The organism is Rhizobium acidisoli (assembly GCF_002531755.2).
Taxonomy (GTDB): Bacteria; Pseudomonadota; Alphaproteobacteria; order Rhizobiales; family Rhizobiaceae; genus Rhizobium; species Rhizobium acidisoli.
Window position 1 is genome coordinate 541225 of sequence record NZ_CP035002.1, and the last position, 22044, is coordinate 563268.

The 22044-nt window shown below is 61.1% G+C and carries 18 protein-coding genes and 1 pseudogene; 12 read left to right on the forward strand and 7 right to left on the reverse strand.

The window, feature by feature from the left end:
• Window position 1: 1 nt before the first annotated feature.
• From CO657_RS34970 to CO657_RS35025, 12 genes are all read left to right on the forward strand, one after another.
• Complete coding sequence (locus CO657_RS34970; protein ID WP_054185161.1) at window positions 2-802, forward strand: ABC transporter permease; 801 nt, start codon at window positions 2-4, stop codon at window positions 800-802.
• A complete protein-coding gene (locus CO657_RS34975; RefSeq protein WP_054185162.1) occupies window positions 799-1875 on the forward strand; it encodes an ABC transporter ATP-binding protein in 1077 nt (358 codons plus the stop codon). The genes CO657_RS34970 and CO657_RS34975 overlap by 4 nt, the downstream gene beginning before the upstream one ends.
• A gap of 10 nt (window positions 1876-1885) precedes the next feature.
• A complete protein-coding gene (locus CO657_RS34980) occupies window positions 1886-3340 on the forward strand; it encodes an NAD-dependent succinate-semialdehyde dehydrogenase (RefSeq protein WP_054185163.1) in 1455 nt (484 codons plus the stop codon).
• 221 nt (window positions 3341-3561) lie between these two features.
• Window positions 3562-4443, forward strand: a complete 882-nt coding sequence (locus tag CO657_RS34985) for a glycine betaine ABC transporter substrate-binding protein (protein WP_054185164.1) — start codon at window positions 3562-3564, stop codon at window positions 4441-4443.
• A 100-nt stretch (window positions 4444-4543) separates the two neighbouring features.
• The gene (locus CO657_RS34990; protein ID WP_003591616.1) at window positions 4544-5161 is read left to right on the forward strand and encodes an ABC transporter permease; all 618 of its coding nucleotides are present in this window, start codon (window positions 4544-4546) and stop codon (window positions 5159-5161) included.
• 10 nt (window positions 5162-5171) lie between these two features.
• Window positions 5172-5813 carry an ABC transporter permease gene (locus CO657_RS34995; RefSeq protein ID WP_054185165.1) on the forward strand — a complete coding sequence of 214 codons (642 nt, stop codon included), beginning with the start codon at window positions 5172-5174 and terminating at the stop codon, window positions 5811-5813.
• Window positions 5810-6742 carry an ABC transporter ATP-binding protein gene (locus CO657_RS35000; protein WP_054185166.1) on the forward strand — a complete coding sequence of 311 codons (933 nt, stop codon included), beginning with the start codon at window positions 5810-5812 and terminating at the stop codon, window positions 6740-6742. Before CO657_RS34995 ends, CO657_RS35000 begins: the two co-directional genes overlap by 4 nt.
• Before the next feature lie 14 nt (window positions 6743-6756).
• Complete coding sequence (locus CO657_RS35005) at window positions 6757-7833, forward strand: LLM class flavin-dependent oxidoreductase (RefSeq protein WP_054185167.1); 1077 nt, start codon at window positions 6757-6759, stop codon at window positions 7831-7833.
• Window positions 7830-9149: an LLM class flavin-dependent oxidoreductase gene (locus CO657_RS35010; protein WP_054185168.1), complete on the forward strand. Its 1320-nt coding sequence runs from the start codon at window positions 7830-7832 to the stop codon at window positions 9147-9149. Before CO657_RS35005 ends, CO657_RS35010 begins: the two co-directional genes overlap by 4 nt.
• 12 nt (window positions 9150-9161) lie before the next feature.
• Window positions 9162-10163 carry an ornithine cyclodeaminase family protein gene (locus CO657_RS35015; protein WP_054185169.1) on the forward strand — a complete coding sequence of 334 codons (1002 nt, stop codon included), beginning with the start codon at window positions 9162-9164 and terminating at the stop codon, window positions 10161-10163.
• Entirely contained in the window at window positions 10160-11635 is a 1476-nt protein-coding gene (locus CO657_RS35020) for an HAL/PAL/TAL family ammonia-lyase (protein ID WP_054185170.1), read from the forward strand. The genes CO657_RS35015 and CO657_RS35020 overlap by 4 nt, the downstream gene beginning before the upstream one ends.
• A 21-nt stretch (window positions 11636-11656) precedes the next feature.
• Window positions 11657-12457, forward strand: coding sequence for a phosphate/phosphite/phosphonate ABC transporter substrate-binding protein (locus CO657_RS35025; RefSeq protein ID WP_054185171.1), 801 nt, complete (start codon window positions 11657-11659; stop codon window positions 12455-12457).
• Between the two features lie 14 nt (window positions 12458-12471).
• Here CO657_RS35025 and CO657_RS35030 read toward each other — a convergent pair whose 3' ends face one another.
• From CO657_RS35030 to CO657_RS35060, 7 genes and pseudogenes are all read right to left on the reverse strand, one after another.
• Complete coding sequence (locus CO657_RS35030; protein ID WP_054185172.1) at window positions 12472-13998, reverse strand: FAD-dependent oxidoreductase; 1527 nt, start codon at window positions 13996-13998, stop codon at window positions 12472-12474.
• Window positions 13995-15212, reverse strand: a complete 1218-nt coding sequence (locus CO657_RS35035; RefSeq protein WP_054185173.1) for an NAD-dependent epimerase/dehydratase family protein — start codon at window positions 15210-15212, stop codon at window positions 13995-13997. The genes CO657_RS35030 and CO657_RS35035 overlap by 4 nt, the downstream gene beginning before the upstream one ends.
• A 9-nt stretch (window positions 15213-15221) precedes the next feature.
• Window positions 15222-16202: a GHMP family kinase ATP-binding protein gene (locus tag CO657_RS35040; protein WP_054185174.1), complete on the reverse strand. Its 981-nt coding sequence runs from the start codon at window positions 16200-16202 to the stop codon at window positions 15222-15224.
• A complete protein-coding gene (locus tag CO657_RS35045; RefSeq protein WP_054185175.1) occupies window positions 16199-18148 on the reverse strand; it encodes an HAD-IIIA family hydrolase in 1950 nt (649 codons plus the stop codon). The genes CO657_RS35040 and CO657_RS35045 overlap by 4 nt, the downstream gene beginning before the upstream one ends.
• Window positions 18138-19079, reverse strand: coding sequence for an SDR family NAD(P)-dependent oxidoreductase (locus CO657_RS35050; protein ID WP_054185176.1), 942 nt, complete (start codon window positions 19077-19079; stop codon window positions 18138-18140). The genes CO657_RS35045 and CO657_RS35050 overlap by 11 nt, the downstream gene beginning before the upstream one ends.
• A 32-nt stretch (window positions 19080-19111) precedes the next feature.
• Window positions 19112-20071 carry a lysylphosphatidylglycerol synthase transmembrane domain-containing protein gene (locus CO657_RS35055; protein ID WP_054185177.1) on the reverse strand — a complete coding sequence of 320 codons (960 nt, stop codon included), beginning with the start codon at window positions 20069-20071 and terminating at the stop codon, window positions 19112-19114.
• Window positions 20068-22037: pseudogene (locus CO657_RS35060) on the reverse strand (hypothetical protein). Before CO657_RS35060 ends, CO657_RS35055 begins: the two are co-directional and overlap by 4 nt.
• Window positions 22038-22044 lie beyond the last annotated feature (7 nt).

The window sequence follows — 22044 nt, forward strand, 5'->3', positions numbered from 1 at the left end:
TATGTTGCTCAATTTCGACCGTCTCGGCTGGTGGAAATACCTCCTTCTCGGCATAACGCTTCTGACCGCAGCCTTCCTGCTGCTGCCGATCGTCTTCATCGCGGCGCTGTCCTTCGGCTCCTCGCAATGGCTGATCTTTCCGCCGCCGGGCTGGACGTTTCAATGGTACCGCGAACTCTTCGCCGACCCGCGCTGGCTGGAATCGGCTTTGACGAGCTTCAAGATCGCGGTCATCGTGACGGTTCTGTCGGTGCTGCTCGGGCTCGTGACATCCTTCGGGCTGGTGCGTGGTTCATTCATGTTCCGCGATGCGCTGAAAGCGCTGTTCCTGACGCCGATGATCCTTCCGGTCGTGGTTCTGGCGGTTGCGCTCTACGCCTTCTTTCTCAGGATCGGCCTTGGCGGCACGCTGACAGGCTTTGTCATTTCGCACCTGGTTCTCGCGCTGCCCTTCTCGATCCTGTCGATATCGAGCGCGCTTGAAGGTTTCGACAAGTCGATCGAGGATGCGGCGGTGCTCTGCGGCGCCTCGCCCCTTGAGGCAAAGATCAGGGTCACCCTTCCGGCGATCAGCCATGGGCTGTTTTCGGCGGCCGTCTTCTCGTTCCTGACATCCTGGGACGAGGTGGTGGTGGCGATCTTCATGTCCAGCCCGACCCTGCAGACGCTGCCCGTAAAAGTATGGGCAACGCTGCGGCAAGACCTGACGCCGGTTGTCGCCGCCGCGTCGACCCTTCTCATCCTTTTGACGATCATCTTGATGGCCCTGGTTGCCGTCGTGCGTAAGGTACTGAAACAATGAACGAACCATTCCTTCAGATCCGCGGCATACGCAAGGAATACGGCGCAGTCGTCGCCGTGCACGATGTCACCCTCGACGTTCGGCGCGGGGAGTTCCTCACCTTCCTCGGGCCATCCGGTTCCGGCAAGAGCACGACGCTCTACATTCTGGCTGGATTTGACAATCCGACGAAAGGCGACATTACGCTGGAGGGCAAGACCCTGCTCGCCACGCCGTCGCACAAGCGCAACATCGGCATGGTGTTCCAGCGCTACACCCTGTTCCCGCATCTGACGGTGGGCGAAAACATCGCCTTTCCATTGAAGGTCCGGCGCAAGTCGAAGGCCGAGATCGACAGCAAGGTGAAAGAGATGCTGCGCCTCGTCCGTCTCGAAGGCTTCGAGGATCGCAAACCAGCGCAAATGTCCGGCGGCCAGCAGCAGCGCGTCGCCCTTGCCAGGGCGCTCGCCTATGATCCGCCGGTGCTTTTGATGGACGAGCCGCTGTCGGCGCTCGACAAGAAGCTGCGCGAGGAAATCCAGCATGAGATCCGCCGCATCCATCAGCAGACCGAAGTGACGATCCTCTACGTCACGCACGATCAGGAAGAGGCGCTGCGGCTCTCCGACCGCATCGCCGTGTTTTCCAAGGGCGTCATCGACCAGATCGGAACCGGCCCAGAACTCTACGCCAACCCGAAGACCCGCTTCGTTGCCGAATTTATCGGCGACAGCGACTTCATTTCCTGCGACCTGCTGTCGTCATCCGATGGACAAGCCACCATTTCGCTCGGCCGCGGAACCGTCTTCAACAGCATTCCGGTGCATGGAAAAGGGGCTGCCGGCACAAAAGCGGCCCTGATGCTGAGGCCGGAACGCATTCGGCTGTCGCGTGCTCAAGCGGGAGCGGGCCTCGCCGCCACCGTCAGCGACATCACCTTCCTCGGCAACAATATCCACGTTTCCACCGAAACGGCCAACGGCGAGGCGCTGGCGGTTCGTCTGCCGTTCGGTCATGAGGCGATCACCGGGCTCAGCCGCGGCGATACGGTGCATCTGGATTTTGATCCGGGTGCTGCCCACGTGTTCTGTTGAAAGTCGTCCTATGAAACTCAGTGATCCCTCGCTGTTCCGTCAGGCATGCCCGGTCGCCGGCCGCTGGATCGAAGCGGAAGGCCGCCAGGCGACGACGGTGCGCAATCCGGCAACCGACGAGGCGCTCGGCGCAGTCCCTGATCTCGGGGTCGGGGAAACGGAAGCGGCGATCCGCGCCGCCGTCATCGCCCAGAAGCTTTGGGCGAAGAGGACCGCCGGTGAGCGCGCCGCGGTTCTCAAGGCATGGCACCGCCTGATGATCGAAAACCGCGACGATCTGGCGATGATCCTGACGCTGGAGCAGGGAAAACCGCTCACTGAAGCCAAGGGAGAAATCACTTATGGCGCAAGCTTCATCGAATGGTTCGCCGAAGAGGCAAGACGCATCAACGGCGAGACCATACCGGGACATCAACCGGATAAGCGCATCCTCGTCCTGCGCCAGCCTGCCGGCGTGGTGGCGGCGATCACGCCCTGGAATTTTCCGAACGCGATGATCACCCGCAAGGTCGGCCCGGCACTTGCCGCCGGCTGCGCCGTCGTTCTCAAGCCGGCGCCGCAAACGCCGTTCTCGGCGATCGCCATCGCCATTCTTGCAGAGCGCGCCGGCTTGCCGCCTGGCCTACTCAACATCGTCACCGGTGACGCTGCCGCAATCGGCGGGACGCTGACGGCAAGTCGTGACATCCGGGTCCTGACCTTCACCGGCTCCACCCGGACGGGCGAGCTGCTTTACCGGCAATGCGCGCCGACGATCAAAAAACTCGGCCTCGAGCTTGGCGGCAATGCGCCCTTCATCGTGTTCGACGATGCCGATCTCGATGCGGCCGTCGAAGGCGCAATCATCGCCAAGTTCCGCAACAATGGCCAGACCTGCGTCTGCGCCAACCGGCTCTATGTCCAGGACGGCGTCTACGAGGCCTTTGCCGCCAAGCTGGCGACGGCGGTTTCGGCACTGAAGGTCGGCAATGGCCTCGAGCGCGATGTCGTGCTTGGCCCGCTCATCGACGAAAACGCCGTTGCCAAGATCGAAGCCCATATCGGCGACGCCACCGCAAAAGGTGCTGGGATCGTTTCAGGCGGCAAGCGCCATGCACTTGGCGGCCTCTTTTTCGAACCGACCATTCTGCGCGACGTCGCGGCCGGCATGCAGGTCGCCCGCGAGGAAACTTTCGGGCCGCTTGCGCCGCTCTTTCGTTTCCGCGACGAGCGAGACGTCATCGAACAGGCAAACGACACCGAATTCGGGCTTGCCTCCTATTTTTACGCGCGCGATCTGTCGCGGGTCTTCCGCGTGGCCGAAGCGCTCGAATATGGAATGGTCGGCGTCAATACCGGTCTCGTCTCCACAGCCGAGGCGCCGTTCGGTGGCGTGAAAATGTCGGGTCTCGGCCGCGAAGGCTCCAGGCACGGGTTGGACGAATATACCGAACTTAAGTATGTATGCTTGGGCGGCATTGCCTGACCTTGACCGACGCTTGCGTCCTGCCGCAAAGTGCAGGCGCTCGAAGGAGCTCATGGTGGTTGATTGTCGGGTGGCTTCGTGAGCGGACGGTCGGTCCAGCCGTCTGGGAAGCGAGATTTTTCCAAGAAATCGATAAAATTAGTATGCAATCCCGCGCTCATCGCGATCGAAACCGCTAGAAGCAACTGAAACGAATTCAGACCGCAAATGAGGGGAATACGATGCTTTTGAAGTCTTTAGCCGGGGTACTCGCCGGCGCCGTGTTGACTGTGCTTGCCGTCAGTCCTGCCCAGGCCGATGCAGTGAAGATAGGCAGCAAAAACTTCACCGAACAATTCATCGTCGCCGAGATCTATGCCCAGGCTCTTGAAAAGGCTGGTGTCGAGGTCGAGCGCCATCTCAATCTCGGTGCGACCCTCGTTGCCCATACCGCATTGACGAACGGCGATATCGATCTGTATCCCGAATATACCGGCACGGCGCTTGCCGCCGTCGTCAAGGGTGATCTTTCCGGCTCGGCCGACAAGATCTATTCCGATGTCAAGGATTACTACGAGAAGAACCTGAAGCTGACGCTGCTGCAGCCGACTGAGATCAATAACGGCTATGCGATCATCACGCTTCCTGAGACGGCCGAGAAATACAAGCTGAAGACGCTTTCCGATCTCGGCCCCGTTTCCAAGGACCTCACCTTCGGTGCCGAAGGCGGTTTCGGTGAACGCAAGGACGGCCTGCCCGGCCTGAAGCAGGTCTATGGCATCCAATTCAAGGAGTTCAAGATCTTCGCCAAGCTCGGCATTCGCTATAGTGCGCTGACCAGCAAGGATCTCGACGTTTCCTATGGTTTTGCGACCGACTGGCAGATCTCGGATAACAAGCTCGTCGTGCTTGACGACGACAAGCATCTCTTCCCTCCCTACTATCTCGTGCCCGTCGTGCGCCAGGATACGCTTGCGAAGAACCCAAAGATCGCCGAGGTCCTGAACAAGATCAGCCCGCTGCTCAACAACGAGACCATGCGCGGTCTGAACGCCAAGGTCGACCGCGACAAGGAAGAGCCGGCCGATGTCGCTGCAGAGTTCCTGAAGACGCAGGGTATCTGATCTCAGGAAGCGACAAGTTTCGCTTTTCCTGAACGCGAAATGCGGCGAAGCTTCAAGCTTCGCCGCATTGTCATGACCGTGCCGACAGGAATTTATCGTCTTGAACTGGGCTCCCAAGCATATTCCGGAAATTGCGCTCGCGGTCTGGCAGCATCTCGTGCTGTCGGTTTCTTCCGTGCTGATCGGCCTCGTCATCGCGCTCGTGCTCGGCATCATCTGTGCGCGCCGTCCGCGGCTCTATGCTTTCGCGCTGACCGTGACGAACGTCATTTTCGTGATCCCGAGCCTGGCGCTCTTTGCGCTGCTGATCCCTTTTGTCGGTCTCGGCATGGAGCCGGCGCTGATCGGTCTTTCCTCCTATTGTCTGCTGATCCTGTTGCGCAATATCGTCACCGGCATTCGCGGCGTTCCCGCAGATGTGCTCGATGCCGCTGACGGCATGGGTTACGGCCGATGGCAGCGGCTTTTCCGCATCGAACTGCCGCTCGCCTTGCCACTGATCGTATCGGGTGCGCGCATCGCGCTCGTCACCGTCATCGGCATCGCGACGGTTGCCGCCTTCATTGATGGCGGCGGGCTCGGCACCATCATCCTGATCGGCATCGATCAGGAATATGCCGAGAAGATCCTGGTTGGCGGCATTCTCACCGCGCTTCTCGCGGTGATCTTCGATCTCATCCTGACCCAGGCCGAAAAAGCCCTGGTGCGCTGGCAATGAGGATCATTCGATGCTGAGCAAAGCCTTCTTCTGGATCGTCGATCATCAAAACGAGTTCTTTCGCGCGCTCGGCCAGCACCTTCTGATGTCCGGCGTGTCGCTGGCGATCGCACTTCTGATCGCGCTGCCGCTGGCAATCCTCATCGTCAATCACGGCCGTTTCGCCTTCGGCGTCATCAACACGATCAATGGCCTCAGAACCGTTCCGAGCCTTGCTATCCTCGCCATCATCATGCCGCTGCTTGGGATCGGCATCATGCCGTCGATCGTGGCGCTGACGGTGCTGGCTTTGCCGCCGATCTTACTCAATGCCTATGTCGGCCTGCGCGATGTCGATCCCGATGCGGTGGAAGCCGCAATCGGCATGGGCATGGATCGTGGCCAAGTGCTGCGCAAGATCCGCATCCCGCTTGCAGCACCCGCCATGTTTGCCGGTACGCGTACGGCCGCCGTGCAGGTCCTTGCCGGCGCAACACTTGCGCCCTTCATCGGCGGTGGCGGGCTCGGCGATTTCATCGCGACCGGTATCGGCATGATGGACATGTCGCGGCTTCTGGTCGGCGCCGTGCCGATCGCGATCCTGGCGCTCGCCACCGAATTTATTCTCGGCCGCGCCGAGAAAATCCTGTTTGCAGAAAGAGCCGCCGCATGATCCGGATGGAAGATGTCACGAAACGTTATGCTGAAGGGGCAGCACCTTCGGTCGACAGGTTGACGCTCGAGGTGCCCGAGGGTTCGACGGTGGCGCTGATCGGTCCCTCCGGCTGCGGCAAGACGACGACGATGCGCATGATCAACCGGCTGATCGAGCCGACCGAAGGCCGCATCCTCGTCAACGGCGAGGATGTCACTAAGGCCGATCCCGTGCAGCTTCGCCGCCACATCGGCTATGTAATCCAGAATGTCGGCCTGTTCCCGCATATGACGATCGGCGAGAACATCGCCGCCGTCCCGAACCTGCTCGGCTGGGAGCAGAAACGGATCGCGACGCGCACCCAGGAATTGCTCGACCTTGTCGGCCTCGATCCGCAGGAGATGCTCAAGCGCTATCCGCGTCAGCTTTCCGGCGGTCAGCGCCAGCGCATCGGCGTTGCCCGCGCTCTTGCCGCCGATCCTGCCGTGCTTTTGATGGACGAGCCGTTCGGCGCCATCGACCCGATCGCCAGAGCGCGTCTGCAGGATGAGTTCAGGCAGATCCTCAAGCGCGTCAGAAAGACCGTGGTTCTGGTCACCCACGATCTCGACGAGGCGATCCGGCTCGGCGACCGCATTGCCATCATGCGCGCCGGCCAGATCGTGCAATATGATAAGCCGGACGCGATACTCTCCCATCCGGCCGATGAATTCGTCGCGAATTTCGTTGGCATTGACCGTGCGATCAAGAGGCTGAGCCTGTTTTCGGTCGCCGATGCGGCCCTTGCAGGAGCGCCGTCGGCGCCGGCCGCCACGGTGGCGGCAAATGCCAATCTGCGCGATGCGCTGTCGCTGATGGTCGCGGCCAACAGCGACGTGCTCGCCGTCGTCGATGGCAATGGTACTGTTACAGGGCATCTGACGCGTGACGCCATCTTCTCGATCTGAAGGCAGGAAACACGATGTATCTCGGCTTTTCCCTAACCCCCTTCGGCCATCATCCGGCGGCCTGGCGCGGTGCCGCAGAGATCGCAAATCTCGGCTTCGAGGCACTGCTCGCCCAGGTCGCGAGAGCCGAGCAGGCGGGTCTTGATTTCGTTCTGCTTTCCGATCGTCTTGGCGCCCGCCCGGTCGACGATCTCTCGCCTGTCGCCACACCTTTCGAGCCGACAACGCTGGTTGCGGCACTCGCGACCCGTGCCCGCCGGATTGGCTTCCTGGCTGCCGCCGCAACGCACCAGCACGAGCCTTACAATCTTGCCCGTCGCTTCGCGTCGCTTGAATCGATCAGCAATGGCAGAACGGGCTGGGTTGCGGTCACGACCGGTAATGGCGAGGACCGCGACCGCGAATATGTCGATCTCGTCGGCGCGCTGTGGGACAGCTGGGAAGACGATGCCTTCATCTATGACAAGGAAAAAGGCCGTTTCTTCCAGCCCGACAAGATGCATGTCCTCAATCACAAGGGTGAGCACTTCTCCGTGCGCGGCCCGCTTAACGTCAGTCGCTCGCCGCAGGGCAAGCCGGTTCTGGCGCAGGTCCTGACGGATGAAAACAGAGCGCTGGCGGCGCATGCCGCCGAGATCGTCTTCCTTCAGTCCTCTTCCCCAACCGGCGCGGAAGAGGCGGCCTCCGATTTCATCCGGAGTCTCGAAGCCGCCGACCGCCGCCGCGACGCCAGGATACTGGCAAATCTCGTCCCGTTCATCGCCGCGACGCAGACAGAGGCGCAGGCCCTCCACGACGCTTTGCAGGCTGTTGAAGATATCTCGAAGCAGCCACTCTCTGGCGCTATCCTGATCGGAACGCCGATCGCGATTGCCGACTCGCTGCAGCAATGGCTCGAAGCCGGCCAGATAGACGGTTTCGCCATTCTGCCTCCTACATTGGGGATGGCCGATCTCTTCCTGGCCGAAGTCGCTCCCGAATTGCAGCGGCGCGGCCTGATTGGCAGGACGAAAGCCGGCTCGACGCTGCGCGATTATCTGAACCTGCCGCGCCCGGCCTATCCCGCTGCAACATGGGAGCGCGCATCATGAGCGGCGATCGCAAGATGAGACTGGGCGCCTTCCTGATGGCCGGCGGCCATCATATCGCAGCGTGGCGTCATCCGCTCGCGCATGCGCAGGCCGGCGTCGATATCGACCATTTCGTCGCGCTTGCCCGGATCGCCGAACGCGGCAAGTTCGACATGATCTTCGTCGAGGACGCCGCCGCTATCCGCGAGCGCAACTCCGACATGGCAAGCCAGGCTGCCCGCTCGACCGCCTTTGAACCGCTGAGCCTGCTCGCAGCACTTGCGGTCAACACCTCGCATATCGGCCTCGTCGCCACGGCGTCGACCACCTACAACGAGCCCTATGGCCTTGCCCGCAGCTTCGCCTCGCTCGACCAGCTCAGCGGCGGCAGGGCAGGGTGGAACCTCGTCACCTCGGCCAGCGAACTCGAAGCGGAAAATTTCGCCAGCAGCGGCCTTCGCCCGCATTCGGAGCGTTACGAGCGCGCCGAGGAATTTGCCGATGCGGCTCTGGCCATCTGGGACGGCGTTGAGGACGGCGCATATCTGCCTCCAGGGGGCGCCGACTTCACCGATCGCGCCAAGCTCCATCCGGTGCATCATCGCGGCAAGCATTTTGCCGTCGAGGGCCTGCTCGAAAGTCCTTGTTCGCCGCAGGGGCGGCCGATCATGGTGCAGGCCGGCGCTTCGGATGTCGGCAAGGAACTTGCCGCCCGCACGGCCGATGTCGTCTTCGCCGCCTCGCAGACCATCGACGAGGCTAAGGCCTATTACTCCGACGTGAAGGCGCGGCTTGCCAAGTACGGCCGCCAGATCGACGACATCAAGATCATGCCGGGCATCTCGCCGATCGTCGGCGCGACCGAAGCGGAAGCCAAGGCGAAATATCGCGCGCTGCAGGAGCTGATCCCGGATGCGGTCGGCGTGGCGCTGCTTGCAAGTTATCTGAGCATCCAGGACCTTTCCAGCTATCCGCTTGACGGACCGCTGCCTGATATGCCCGAGACCAACCTCATCCAGAGCCGCCAGCAACTGATCATCGATCTCGGCAGGCGCGAGAACCTCTCGATCCGCGAACTGGCCCGTCATTTTGCCGGCGCGCGCGGTCATTGGCAGGTCGCCGGCACTCCCGCCCAGATCGCCGATGCCATGGAAGAGCGGTTCAGCGCGGGTGCTGCTGACGGCTTCAACGTTATGGCGCCTATCTTCCCCTCGGGGCTCGAGGATTTCGTCACGCTTGTGGTGCCGGAGCTTCGCCGTCGCGGACTTTTCCGTGAGGCCTACGAAGGCCGGACACTGCGCCAAAATCTCGGTGTCGGCGTGCCGGCCAAACGATAATGTGAGATGACCATGAACCCGATCTATATCGACTATCTCAACGCCTTCGATATCGAGGCACTCAATCTTAGCAATAACGAGATCCTCGCCGCGATCGAGACTTCGCTTGGTGCCCAGGGCAAAGGCGAGACGGTGATCGAACCGCGCGTCCACCTCGAGCCCGATCCAAGCTTCCACGGCCATTTCAACGTCTTGCGCGGTTATGTGGCGCCACTGGACCTTGCCGGAGTCAAGATCGTTGGCGATTTCGTCGATAACTATAAGCTAGGCTACCCCTCGGAATTCGGCGTGCTCAACCTCTTCGATCCGCGCACCGGCGTGCCGAGAGCGATCCTCGATGCCACCGTCATCACCGATATGCGCACCGGTGCCGTCACCGCGCTTGGCGCCAAACATCTGGCGCGGAAGGGTTCGAAGGTGCTCGGCCATATCGGTGCCCGCGGCACGGCCTATTGGAATGTCCGGCTGCTCAACCATCTGTTCGATTTCGAGGAGATCCGCATCCATTCTCGCCGCCCCGAAAGCCGCGACGCCTTCGGCGCCAAGTTGGAACAGGATCTCGGCAAGAAGATTACGGTGACCGACAATTGGCGTGACTGCGTCGAGGGCGCCGATATCATCGTCGAGGCCTCGCGCCTTTCCGCGCCTGAATCGATGCTCAAGACCGAGTGGATCAAGAAGGGTGCTTTCGTCGTTCCCTACGGCACGATGAGCGCTGTCGAACTGTCGTTGACCGATATCATGGGCAAGCTCGTCGTCGACGATTGGGGCCAATGCAAAGGCGGCAAGTTCGGCTCGCTGCGGGCGCATGTCGACGCCGGCAAGCTGTCCGCAGAAACCCTCCATGCCGAACTCGGCCAGATCGTTGCCGGCCTGAAGCCGGGACGGCAGAGCGATGACGAGACGATCCTTCTCTGGCACCGGGGATTGTCGCTGAGCGACATCGCGCTCGGCCATGCGCTGCTGACCAAGGCGCACGCCGCCAATATCGGCCAGAGGCTGCGCTTCGCATGACGCCGCTTCTGGTGACCGGCTCCGGCTTTACGACCGCCGACATTGTCGCGATCGCCCGGCGTAGCGTCATCGTCGAACAAGGCGCGGATGTTGGGCCGCGGCTGGCGCGCGCACGGTACATCCTAGAAACTGCGGCGGCATCGGGCCAGCAGATCTATGGGATGAATACCGGCCTCGGCGCCAATCTGAGGACCGAGGTGACCGCCGATTTCGAGGCTTTCCAGCTGCAGCTCGTGCGCGGCCGCGCAATGGGCGTTGGACCAGCCTTGCCGCGCGACGTGACGCGTGCGGTCATGGCGGCGCGCCTCGCCATGCTTGCCGTCGGTGGTTCCGGCATTTCGCCGCCGGTCTTCGAGGCGCTTCTTGCTTTGCTCAATGCCGGTGTCCATCCGCTCATTCCATCCATCGGCTCGATCGGTGCCGGCGATCTCGTGCTTCTCTCCTCCGTTGCCCGGTGTCTCATCGGGGAAGGTGAAGCCGAATATGCGGGCGCGATTCATCCCGCGCATGAAGCGCTGAGGCTCGCCGGCCTTGCACCGGTGACCTTGCGGCCGAAGGACGGCATTTCGCTGCTGAATGCCTCTGCCGTTTCCGTCGGTCAGGGCGCTCTCGCCCTTCATGATGCAATGCAACTCCTCGATCGACAGCGGCAGGCTGCAGCCCTCAGCTTCGAAGGCCTTGGCGGCAACCCGCTCATTCTCTCGCCTGCCATTCAAAAGGCAAGACCGTCCATCGGCCAGGCGGAAGAAGCAGCCAGACTTCTCGAAGCGCTCACCAACTCGACTCTCTTCGAAGCCAAGGCCGCTATTCAGGATCCGCTCAGCCTGCGGTGTGTGGCACCGATCCACGGCGTGCTGATGGAGGCTCTGCGCCAGGCGGAGCAAGCCGTCGAAATCGAGCTCAATGCGGCGGCGGACAATCCGCTTGTCATTCTCGACGAGGAGCGGGTGCTCTCGACCGGCAATTTTCACACGCCGTCGCTGTCACTCACTTTCGAGACGCTGGGGCTTGCCATCGCCCAGGCGGCATCGGCAAGCGCTGCGCGGTTTGTCCAGCTGACCGGCTCGGGCAGGAACGGGCTGCCGCGCTACCTGTCGCCGGTCGGCGGCGCTTCGGCCGGCTTCGTGCCGATGCAGAAGGTGGTCGTGGCGCTGACGGCAGCGATCCGACACAAGGCAAACCCGGTTATGCTCGATTTCCTGGCAGTCTCAGAAGGCGTCGAGGACCATGCAACGCAGTCGGCGCTTGTCGTCCAGAAATTGGCCGAAATGCTCGAGCTCTGGCGGCAGCTGATCGCCTGTGAAATGCTGGCCGCCGCCCAGGCGGTGGACCAGCGTCCGGAGCATCGTTGCGGGCTAGGCACCCAGGAAACCTTCGATCTTGTCCGCCAGATCGCGCCCGCGATGGTGGAAGATCGCCCGCTCGGGGAGGATGCGTCGGCGCTTGCATCTTACCTCAGCTGCGACGAGTAGCTCTCAGCACGGAGGACCGGAATGCATCTCGTCAGCATCGCCATGTATGTCACATCCCAGCCGCTCGCAGATGCGACGGCCGCGCTCTGGTCGTTCCTCCGGCACTATCTTTTGGACGCCGGCCTCAAGGACCTGCCTGAAAAGCTCGACCAGACCGTTGGCTATGATGAAGCCTGGTTGAGGCCGGATCTTCTCCTCTCGCAGACATGCGGCTATCCCTTTGCCAGCCGCCTGCGCGGCAAAGTTCGCCTGGTGGCGACGCCGGTCTATAATCATCTCGGCTGCGACGGTCCGCTGATGCGCAGCTTGATCATTGTCCGCACGGATTCTTCCCTTCACACGCTGGAGGATCTGCGCGGCACGACGGCTGCAATCAACAGCCCTGACAGCAATTCCGGCAGCAATCTCTTTCGCGCGGCCGTCGCTCCGCTAGCCTGCGAGGGCCGTTTTTTCGGCCGGATCATCGAAACCGGCAGCCACGGCGGCAGCATCGCCGCCGTCGCCGAGGGCAGGGCGGATAGCGCGGCGATCGATTGCATAACCTATGGCAACATTCGCCGCTTCGATCCCGGCCATGTCGAAGGGGTCCGTATCATCGCCGAAACGCCGAAAGGGCCCGGCCTGCCATTCATTACTTCAGGCGATTCCTCGGACGAGAGGGTCCTTCTCCTGCGCCGTGCGCTTGCCGCAGCCATCAAGGAGCCATCGCTGGCAGCCATGCGCGCCACGCTCGGTCTCGTTGATTTCGCGGTGCTGTCCGAAGCGGATTACGAGCCGCTTCTATCATTGGCCAGTGAGGCATTGCCGCAGTTAACGGCTTGAAGAGATAGCGGACTTCAGGGCGCCGAGGTTGCTTCCATTACGGCAAGACGATGGGCGATGCGATCGGCATTGGCCATGATCGTCATCGTGATGTATTTCGAGGATAGATCGGGAAGAATGGAGCCGTCGACGACGTAAAGACCTGGATGCAGGTTCAATTCTCCCACGAGGGAGGTGCCGAACGGGCCGGCTTCGCCCATCGGCAGAGTGCCGGCGAAATGGGCGTCGATACCTGGCTTTGCCAGCGATGCGCCCGGGAGCGGAATGAGACCCAACCGGTTCCATTCACGGCGCAGCGCTTTTTTCAAAGCCTCGGCGCGGATCTCGAAACCTTCCGCGAAGCCGCCGCGGACGGTCAGTCCTTTTTTCGCTGTATCATCCCGGTGGATGGAGCTGCGGCTTTGATCGCCGGGATAATAGATCGTCGCGACGAGAAGGCTGCCGGCGATAAGTTCGAACGCGGCTCGCCCGGCCCTTCGGCCGAGCGGCATCCTGTTGACGAAACTTTGCGCCGGCAGGGACCCGATTTCATAGATCGCGCCCGTCACGTAATCGGATGCGCCGTCTCCATAACGCAGAGACAATCCGAGCTGCGCAAGACTATGCGTCGGCGTCGGCGAACGCAGCAATCGCGCGGGAGAGAGCAAAGGAATGGCCAGCGTGGGACTGTTCAGGAGACGCAATCCCTTCTCGCCGATCGGCAGGAGATCGGCCAGCAGGGCAGCCGTTCCGAGCACTCCTGCGGCAAGAAGGATCCGCGGTGCGGAAAACGACGAGCCGTCGGCCGTTTGGACCGTCCAGCCCGAATCCCGTGCCAACGAGACGGCCCGCATGTCGAGCAAACGAAAATGTGGTGACTTTCGCAACGCAAGCAGATCCTGCCGGCTGTTATAGATGGCGCCGCTCGGGCAGCCATAGAGACAGTCGCCGCGCAGATCGCATGCCGCTCGTCCGGCCCTCGCCTCAGAAAGTATGGCGTTGGCGGCGGGAAAAAGCCGAAACGATCCATCCGCTGGTTTTGCAGCCTTGTGCCGATGAAGAACATGGGCGGCTGTCGCACCAAGCGGTAGGACGGCCTCGCCGTTGGAGCCGGTGGTAACATCGGCATTGGTGCTGATCCCGATGCGCTGGGATACCCGCTCGTAAGAGCCCTGCAGCGAAGCGAGGTCGATCGGCCAATCCTTGACATCCCCGGCGTCGAGATAGCTGACTTGAGCACCCCAGATATTGGAGAGCCCGCCGCGCGCGAGGCTGCCGATCGGTTTGAAGCCATCGCCTGAGATACCGGACTCGCGTTGGAACCGTTCGAGAATACCGCGTGATACGGGTGTCTGCAGTTTCGGCGAGCTGCCGTCGTCGGCGCGCAGCGATTCTAGATCGCTGCCCAGGACACGGACGCTGCGGCTTTCCTCCTGCGATCCGGCGTCATCGCCGGCATCCAGCATCAGAACGCGACGCCCGGCCGCTATCAGCGGAAAGGCAGCGGAGACGCCCGCAGGGCCGCTGCCGATGATGATGAAGTCGGCGTCGGGCGCATTCATCGATATGTCCCGGCCAAAAGCGCGCGGAGCGGAAACAGCAGGACATCGCTGGCGATGGTCAATACCGCGCCGAAAAACCCGGCCCTTTGGTCTGCATGCCTTTCCGGTTCGCTCGCGAGGTCGGCGAGGTAGAGGGCTCGCGCGAGGCGATGCTGCGTCCGACTGGCCGGCGGCTCGAAGAGCGCCAGCAGGCGCGGATGCCGGATCACGGTTGGGGAAAGACCGAGCGGCGACAGCCCTTCACGCCGAAGCCCTTCGCAGAGCCGCTGGAGCTGCATTTCGGTCGGCGCGATGCCGAGATATTGCAGCAAAGCCTGCGCCTCGCTCAGCGATTGATCCTCGCCTGTTTGGCCGAATTCGCCGGCAAGCGTAACCATTGGGGCAGCCAGGTTCAATTTCAGCAGTCTGAGGCTCTCGCCGCTTTCCATCGGCGCGGCACCCGCAAGCCCCAGGACGCGCTCCGGATCGACCGTCGGGATCAACGGCACGAGTTTGGTCATGTGGCAGGCAAGGAGCGCGGCGGCCAGGGGAACCGGTATGAAATGGAGATTGCCCTTGCCCTGACTGCGGCGAAGCATTCTGAGCCAACTGGCAAAGCTTATCGGCTTTTCCTGCGCAAGCACGAATGTCTGCGGCGGCTGGCTCTCCTCCGTCGCCAGCGCCAGCAGACCTTCGGCGACTTCGTCGAGATGTATCGGCTGGACCTTGCGGCTGAGCCCTATCATCGGCAGAATCGGACTTAAAGCCGCCAACTTGACCATCAGTCCGTACATTGCAGTGCGTGGTCCGCCATAGACGAGACCTATTCGCGCAACACGAACGATCGGCGCTGCGAGGCTCGCAGCCAAATGCTGTTCGATCCTGAATTTGGTGCGGCCGTAAACATTGAGCGCCTCCCGCCGGGACGAGGTGGAGGAGGAAAAGACGAAGCGCGGCACGCCGGCTGCCCTTGCCGCCTCCGCCAACGTCACCGTGCCTGAGATATTGATGTTGTCTTCCTCGGCAGCCTCCGGCTCGGTGGCCCAGGAATGCGCGAGATGGACGATTCCGACCGCCCCTTCCAGGTCGGAGGCAGCAGGCTCATCACCGATGCGCCATTTGGTTCCGGACCGCCGGCCGAGTTCAATCACCTCGAAGCCGCGCTCACGCGCCATCGCTGCCAGTCTAGCGCCGATATAGCCGGTCGATCCGGTGATGATGAGCCGCGGTGCCATTCACACCCTCTATTGTGCAAAGGCGATGCGCGCGCCGCTCCAGTCGAAGCGAAACTCGATTTCCTTGAGCTGCGACAGCGCCTGGCGCACTTTTTCCTGGCGGTCTTTCGGGCAATAGAGGACGAGAAAGCCCCCTCCGCCAGCACCTGCCAGCTTGCCGCCGATGGCGCCGGCAGCACGGGCCGCATCGTAAAACTCGTCGATCGCGCTGTTGGTGATCTTCGAGGTCAGCGATCTTTTCATCATCCATCCGCGATGCAGCGCTTCGCCGAAGGCGCCGAGATCCCCGCTCATCAGGATGTCGCGCATTTCGTAAGCCAGTTGCACCATGCGCTCGACGGTCCGGAACTTTTCCTCATCCGCCTCCATGGCCTGCACCTGCGTCGACAGCACAGAGCGCGTATCGCGCTGGCTTCCGGTGAAAAACAACAGGATGTTGCTCTCAAGCTCCGCCATCTTTTCAGAGCTGAGGACGACGGGCTGAACATTCACGCTGCCATTGGAATTGAATTCGATGAAGTTCAAGCCGCCATGAGCGGCTGCATATTGGTCCTGTTTGCCGATCGGCTCCTTGAGGATATCGATTTCGAGTTTGCAGGCTTCTTCCGCCAGCTGGTCCTTGGAGGCAAAACGCGACCTGTGAGCATAGAGCGCGTTGATCAGCGCCACGGAAAAGGAGCTGGATGATCCCAACCCCGTCCCGGAGGGAATGTCGGCGACGGAAGCGACTTCGATGCCGGGATCGACCCGATGCATCCGAAGTGCCTCGCGCAGCAGCGGATGCGCAATCTCCTCAAGCGTCTCGGCAAGTTCGGTGCGCGTATATTTCAGATGATATTTGTTTTCATTGAAATAATTGTGCACGATCACGAAACTGTATTTGGCGATCGCACAGGACAGTACCGCGCCCGCCTGACGGCGGTAATAGGACGCTATGTCCGAGCCGCCGCCGGCGAAGCTGACCCGAAAAGGTGCGGATGAAACGATCAAAGGATTGCCTCCTCGAGATTGATAACGATATCGGCCGATGTGCGCTGCAGATCGATCCTCGGCCACTCTTCCTGAATTCGCGACTGCCAGAGCTCTTCGACGGCAACTGGCGTGAGGCCTTTCCAGGCGTAGAACGTGTGAAAGCGGTTCAGCAGGCTCTGCTGAGATGCTTCGACGAAGACGGACATATCGACCTGTTCTCGGACCGACGCATGCCCGGCAAAGATGCCGTCCAGGAGGATGATCTCGGCATCTCGAGCGTCATAGGCGGTGGTACCCCTAAGCCGGCCGCGGCTTGCCGCGTCATAGCCGGGCGCTTCGACCTGTCCGGAACGGCGCAGCATGCTGACGATCTCGGGGTAGAGCTCTACCATGCTGCGCTCTTCCGCGTTCATGTCGGGGCGGCGATGTTCGAGCGGCAGTATCCAGCGGTCGAGTTCCAGCCTCAGCACCCTGCGCCCTGTTTCGGAGAGAACGCGTTGAACGGCATGTGCAAACGTACTTTTCCCGGAGCGGGAACGGCCGCATATGCTGACGAGCAGCGGACCGGCCGTATCTGAAAGCCGCTCATCAATCGCGCCGGACAGAGCCTTCCCGATATCTTGGTAACCGCATTGAAAGCGGACGGCGTCATAGACCGTGTCGAAGACGAGATCGGCATGCGGAATCTCTGTTTCGACGGTGGGATAGCTCTTTTCGTCCCGCAGGCCATAACCGGTCCGGACGCCATAGGCCCAGATGCCCGCCTTGCGGCCAGCACCGATGTCGCGCAGGCTGTCGCCGATGATGATGGATTTCGATTTTTCGACAGGCAGTTCCGACATGGCCTGGCGGATCATCAGATCGCCCGGTTTCCGGCAGGCACAATCGATCTTGAGCGCGGCGACTTCGTTGGGAAATCCTTTGTCCGGATGATGCGGACAAAAATAAATGCGATCCAGGACGCCGCCATCTTCGGCAAGCATGGCCTCGAGGCGACCGAGAGCATGATCCAGCCCGGCTTCATCCACAAAGCCTTTGGCGACCTGCGGTCTGTTCGTGACCGCAATCGTCAGGAAGCCTGCCTCACGGGCGAGCCGCACGGCTTCGCCTGCCCGGTCGATCAGCTTCACCTGGTCGGGATGTATGACGCCATGGCCGCCGACATCTTCGTTGAGCACGCCGTCGCAATCGAAGAAAACCGCGGCCCTTCGCACCGACAGATGCGCCGCATGAAGCCGTTCCTGCCGGAGGTCCTCCTCCGCGGCAGCATGCCGGTTCGGCGACCCGGTATCCTTCATATATTCCGGCGTGTCATAAATCGCGATCGGAACGGACCGTTCGAGGAGGCGGGGAATGACGTCGTGGATCATATCAGCCGTTTGACCCGGCACGAGCGCCTGGAAAAATTGCTCGGAGGCCACATACAAACCGGCCGGCACCAAATTCCGCCAATCCGAATCGCGCGGCGTTTTGCGGGGCAAAAGACGCTGGAGATAACCGCTCTTCTGGACGACGAGATCGGATGTGCGGGGATGGTCGTTGGGGTGAGCGATGATGGTCAGGGCGGCGGGAAATTGCTGGCGATGACGCGTCAGCGCCGACAGATCGATATCGAAAAGCATGTCGCCATAGACGATCAGGACATCGCCGGCCGTCACGTCCAAAGTTGTCAGGCAGCCTGCCGTGCCGAGCGGAGATTTCTCGACGAAGACCTCGATCTTGATACCGAGTTTTTCGGCTTCCGGGCCGAGGGCAGGCTCGAGCTGGCTGCCGAGGTGACCGCCGAGCACGCGCACATGCCGGATACCTTCGCGAGCCAAGGTGCGGATCTGCCGCAGAATGATCGGCACGCCGGCGAGCGGCAAAAGGGCCTTCGGGATAACATCGCCCGTCATGCTGCGCGCGCGTGTTCCAAGGCCACCCGCAATAATGATCGCCTGGCGGATCGCGTCCTCAGAACCCATTCGCCAGGATCCGTTCGACCGCAAGTTCAACGGCTTCTGTCGATTTCCGCTTCGGAGACCAGCCCAAGGTTACGAGCCGGCTTATGTCGTAGCTGAAGCGTGGCACGTCGCCCAGCCAGCCGCGGTCCTCGCTGCCATATTCGATGGCAGCTCCGGCCGCGACCTTGGAAACCACGATTTCGGCGATATCCCGGACGGATGTTTCGCCGATGCCGCTGGCGTGAAACACCTCATAGGCGCCGGGCGCCTTGTCCCATGCCAGAAGAATGGCGTCTACGAGGTCGCCGACATAGAGATAGGGCTTGGTCTGCCGTCCGTTGCCGAGCACCTGAAGCCTCGTCGGATCGGCCTTCAGCCTGTTGATGAAGTCGTAGATCGCGCCGTGCGTTGACCGTTCCCCAACGACGTTGGGAAAGCGCAGCACGAGCGTCTTGATGCCGAATGACAGCGCGTAGACCGATAAATAGGCTTCAGCGGCAAGCTTGCTGGCGCCATAGAGCGAGATCGGCCGCAGGGGGCCGTGGTTCTCGTGAATATTTCCTTCGGCTTCACCGAAGACGGCGGAGGTGCTGGCGAAAAAGAGCCTGCCGATCTCATACTTGCGCATGATGGCAAGCAGCGTCGTCGTCGTCAGCTGGTTCAGCTGCAGGTCGAGTTCCGCATTGGCATTGCCGGCGGCAATATCAGAATTGGCGGCGAGATGGAAAACAGCGTCGGGACGATCCGTCGCAACGAGCTGGTCCATGCCCTCCCGATCAAGCATATCCAGTTGCTGGAAGCGAAAATCCGGTCGAGCCATCAGATGGTCTATGTTCCGCATCCGGCCGAGGTGAAGATTGTCGATCGCGGTTACCCGATAGCCCAAGGCCAAAAGACGATCGCAGAGATGGCTGCCGATAAATCCGGCCCCTCCCGTTACCAAGGCATGCATGTCGGCAGCTCCATATGATCTGTTAAGGCTCATCAGAGCGCTTTGATCTTTCCCGAATGGGGACGCGAAAGGACGAATACACCACCGGCCAACCCGACCACAAGCTGCAACAGGCCGAAAACCACCGACAGCGTTGCGGCATCCGTCATGCCTATGCCGAACACGGCAAGCGAAATGATCATTCCGCCTTCCCGCAGGCCCCATCCTCCAACGGAGATCGGAACCATAGCGATCAGGAGTACTGGCGGGAAAGCGGCCGCCGCCTGGCCCCAGTCGAGCGGCAGGCCGAGGCCGAGAACGAGGATCTCAAGCGAGACGACGCTCAAGCCGTGAATGACAAGGGTCAACAGAAATATGCCGACCATTCTCCGGTGGGTGATAAAAGCCTGCAACGCGGCGCTCAACGCGTGCAGCTTTGCCGGCAGAAACCGGATAAAGAAGTGCCGACGCCAGATGAAGACCAGCGCCGACGCGATTGTTCCCACGACACCAAGGGCGGTGAGTTCGGCCAGATAGGGAATTGGGAAGTCGTGCCCGTAAAAGGCTCGCATGATGATCAGGCCGATCAGCGCAACGACCGCCAGTCCGAAAAGCGTGAGGATACGGTCCATGATCACGCCGAGCGTGGCTTCGCCGACCGTCAGGCCGTATTTCACCGCGCCAAATATGCGAGCGGCGTCGCCCGGTATGGGGCTTGGAAGAGCTTGATTGTAAAACAGACTTTGCATGAAGAGTTTCATGGCGCCCGTCATCTTCAGCCTTTGCCCGATCATTTCCGACAGAAGGCACCACCGCCACGCCGAAAGCAGGGCCTGAAAGAGAAGAAGGAGGACGCTGACCCAGATTGTCGTCGCCGACAGGGTCCGCACCGCAGCCCATCCTTCTGCGAAATCGACCCGACGCGCGATCCATATGACGAGGCCCAGCGCCACGGCCACTTTCAGGACCGGTATGCCGATGCGAAGCAATGCTCGGGAGGATGAAGTCGTCACGATGCCCGATCCGCGTCAAAACGGTAGAGCTTCCAGCCGAACCGATCCGTCAAGATCAGTGAGGAGCGGGGCATCATGTGGGCTATGACGCTGTTGGCTATCACTATTTTGTCTTCTCCAATGCGTTCGGCGAGAAAGGCGCTGCCGGCATCGGGGGGAAGGATGAAGTAACCTATTTGATTATCCCGGATGAAAGCATCGATATCCGCCCCCGGTGCGGGCAGCACATAGCGTGGCAATTGCCAACCGCCATCGCGGCCGTCGTTATAAGCCGTCGACAATAATGTGTTGGCGGTGTCGAAAGGCTGAAAAACGGTCCGCAGATCATGCTCCGCGATATAGCGGTACATGAAATAGGCTTCGCGGTGGCTCTCCATATATTTGTCGACACTGATCATCCCGAGCACGACGTCGAAGTCTTTCGCCTTGCCGGGATCCATGTCGCTGCCGCCCACGCGGTACCACTGCGAGAGCCAGAGTCCCCCGGCCAGCACGCCGATTATTACCGGGCTAGCGATCATGCATGCCGGCGAAGAGGCGATTTTCGTCAGTGGGGCCATCCGCGGCAGGACTTGCCGGTCGAGCCATTGATCCAGTCGTTCCCGAACCAGGGAGGCGCCGATAAACCCGGTCGAAAAGAACAGCAGATAGGCTGGCGTCGCCCACCGGATGTGATTGAACATAACGGTGTACCATATCACAAACATGGCAGCGGTAATCGCTGCGAGAAATGCGATGCGCCGAAAGGCCACGGCAAGACCCGCCAGGATCAAGGCGAGAGCGACGAAAGCATTCGGCTTGCCGGCCAGGAACCAGTTGTAAAGGATATGGAGGAAGTCGCGCCAACCTTGCAGAGTTGCGAGGTTGGTCACGAAATGTCGGTTGGCGGGATCGAAGGCCCGGCCCAATTCGAGCATGTAGTCCGCCATCCAGGCGTCGGTGAGGCCCGGATGACCGAACATGAAAGGATAGATCGGATTGCCGAGAACGATCAGGTTTTTTGCATACCAGTAGCCCGCGACTGCAAGGAATGCGCAAAGACATGACAAAAAGAGCGGCAGCGATACCCCTCTCTTGAGAAGAGTCGGCATCAATGCCAGCCCTATCAGGCCAACCATCTGCAGTTCCGTGTATTTTCCTCCGACCGCTCCCCCAGCACGAGCGCACAATGAAAAAGCTCTGCCGGACGCCGGGTGTCCAGATAACGCCACAGGAAAAGCACGGCGGCGATGGAGAAACACGACCGTGCCAGATCCGTCATCGGTTCGCCGACACTCCCCCTGAAGAAGGGGGTGCTGAGGATCAGAGCGGCCACCAGGAAAAAGCCGCATGCCCGCCAACGACTGGCGCAGCTTGAGAGCAGGAAGAGAAATCCGAAGAAAATTGCGATATTCATGATCGCCGCGCCGGTCCAGTGACCACTGACCATCATGACGAGCGCAAATAGCAGATTGAAGAAGAGCGGAATATTGCCGTAGAAGGGATGGTCGATCTGCGGTGACACAAAGCCGGCGTGCTCGATGATACTGTTTGCGAGCGGGATGTGAAAAACCCAGACGTCGGCAACGCCCGATGGAAACAGGGCCACAACACTCCACACATAGCAAAGTACAGTGCATGTGAGTGCCGCAAGCACCGGAACTGGGTTTCCGGATTTCGTTTCAGCGCCAATTTTACGAAACAGCGGTCCGAGGTCGTGGAGTACGGCGACGAGATCTCGCCACCGCCAAATCATCGAGACAGCGACGATCGGGAGAACGATCTCCCATCGCAGCCCATGAAATGCCCCAAGGACGGTGGCCGCGCCCCCCGCGATCGCCAGAGCCGGCAGAATACCGCTGAGCAGAAAGTCGGTTCCGTCTCGAAAGGGTTGATCGCAACGTCGGTTGAGCCAGGCAACGATGCCTCTGTCGATCACGAGGCCCCATATTATTATGGCGAGAACCGTGCACCAGCCTACGATCATGATCGCC

Excerpts from the sequence above, each read along its gene's own strand:
- CO657_RS35015 (WP_054185169.1), top strand. The coding sequence starts at position 9,162 with ATGAACCCGATCTATATCGACTATCTCAACGCCTTCGATATCGAGGCA.
- CO657_RS35010 (WP_054185168.1), top strand. The coding sequence starts at position 7,830 with ATGAGCGGCGATCGCAAGATGAGACTGGGCGCCTTCCTGATGGCCGGC.
- CO657_RS35000 (WP_054185166.1), top strand. The coding sequence starts at position 5,810 with ATGATCCGGATGGAAGATGTCACGAAACGTTATGCTGAAGGGGCAGCA.
- CO657_RS35050 (WP_054185176.1), bottom strand. The coding sequence starts at position 19,079 with ATGCATGCCTTGGTAACGGGAGGGGCCGGATTTATCGGCAGCCATCTC.
- CO657_RS35020 (WP_054185170.1), top strand. The coding sequence starts at position 10,160 with ATGACGCCGCTTCTGGTGACCGGCTCCGGCTTTACGACCGCCGACATT.
- CO657_RS35025 (WP_054185171.1), top strand. The coding sequence starts at position 11,657 with ATGCATCTCGTCAGCATCGCCATGTATGTCACATCCCAGCCGCTCGCA.
- CO657_RS34985 (WP_054185164.1), top strand. The coding sequence starts at position 3,562 with ATGCTTTTGAAGTCTTTAGCCGGGGTACTCGCCGGCGCCGTGTTGACT.
- CO657_RS35035 (WP_054185173.1), bottom strand. The coding sequence starts at position 15,212 with ATGGCACCGCGGCTCATCATCACCGGATCGACCGGCTATATCGGCGCT.
- CO657_RS34975 (WP_054185162.1), top strand. The coding sequence starts at position 799 with ATGAACGAACCATTCCTTCAGATCCGCGGCATACGCAAGGAATACGGC.
- CO657_RS35030 (WP_054185172.1), bottom strand. The coding sequence starts at position 13,998 with ATGAATGCGCCCGACGCCGACTTCATCATCATCGGCAGCGGCCCTGCG.
- CO657_RS35045 (WP_054185175.1), bottom strand. The coding sequence starts at position 18,148 with ATGGGTTCTGAGGACGCGATCCGCCAGGCGATCATTATTGCGGGTGGC.
- CO657_RS34980 (WP_054185163.1), top strand. The coding sequence starts at position 1,886 with ATGAAACTCAGTGATCCCTCGCTGTTCCGTCAGGCATGCCCGGTCGCC.
- CO657_RS34970 (WP_054185161.1), top strand. The coding sequence starts at position 2 with ATGTTGCTCAATTTCGACCGTCTCGGCTGGTGGAAATACCTCCTTCTC.
- CO657_RS34995 (WP_054185165.1), top strand. The coding sequence starts at position 5,172 with ATGCTGAGCAAAGCCTTCTTCTGGATCGTCGATCATCAAAACGAGTTC.
- CO657_RS35005 (WP_054185167.1), top strand. The coding sequence starts at position 6,757 with ATGTATCTCGGCTTTTCCCTAACCCCCTTCGGCCATCATCCGGCGGCC.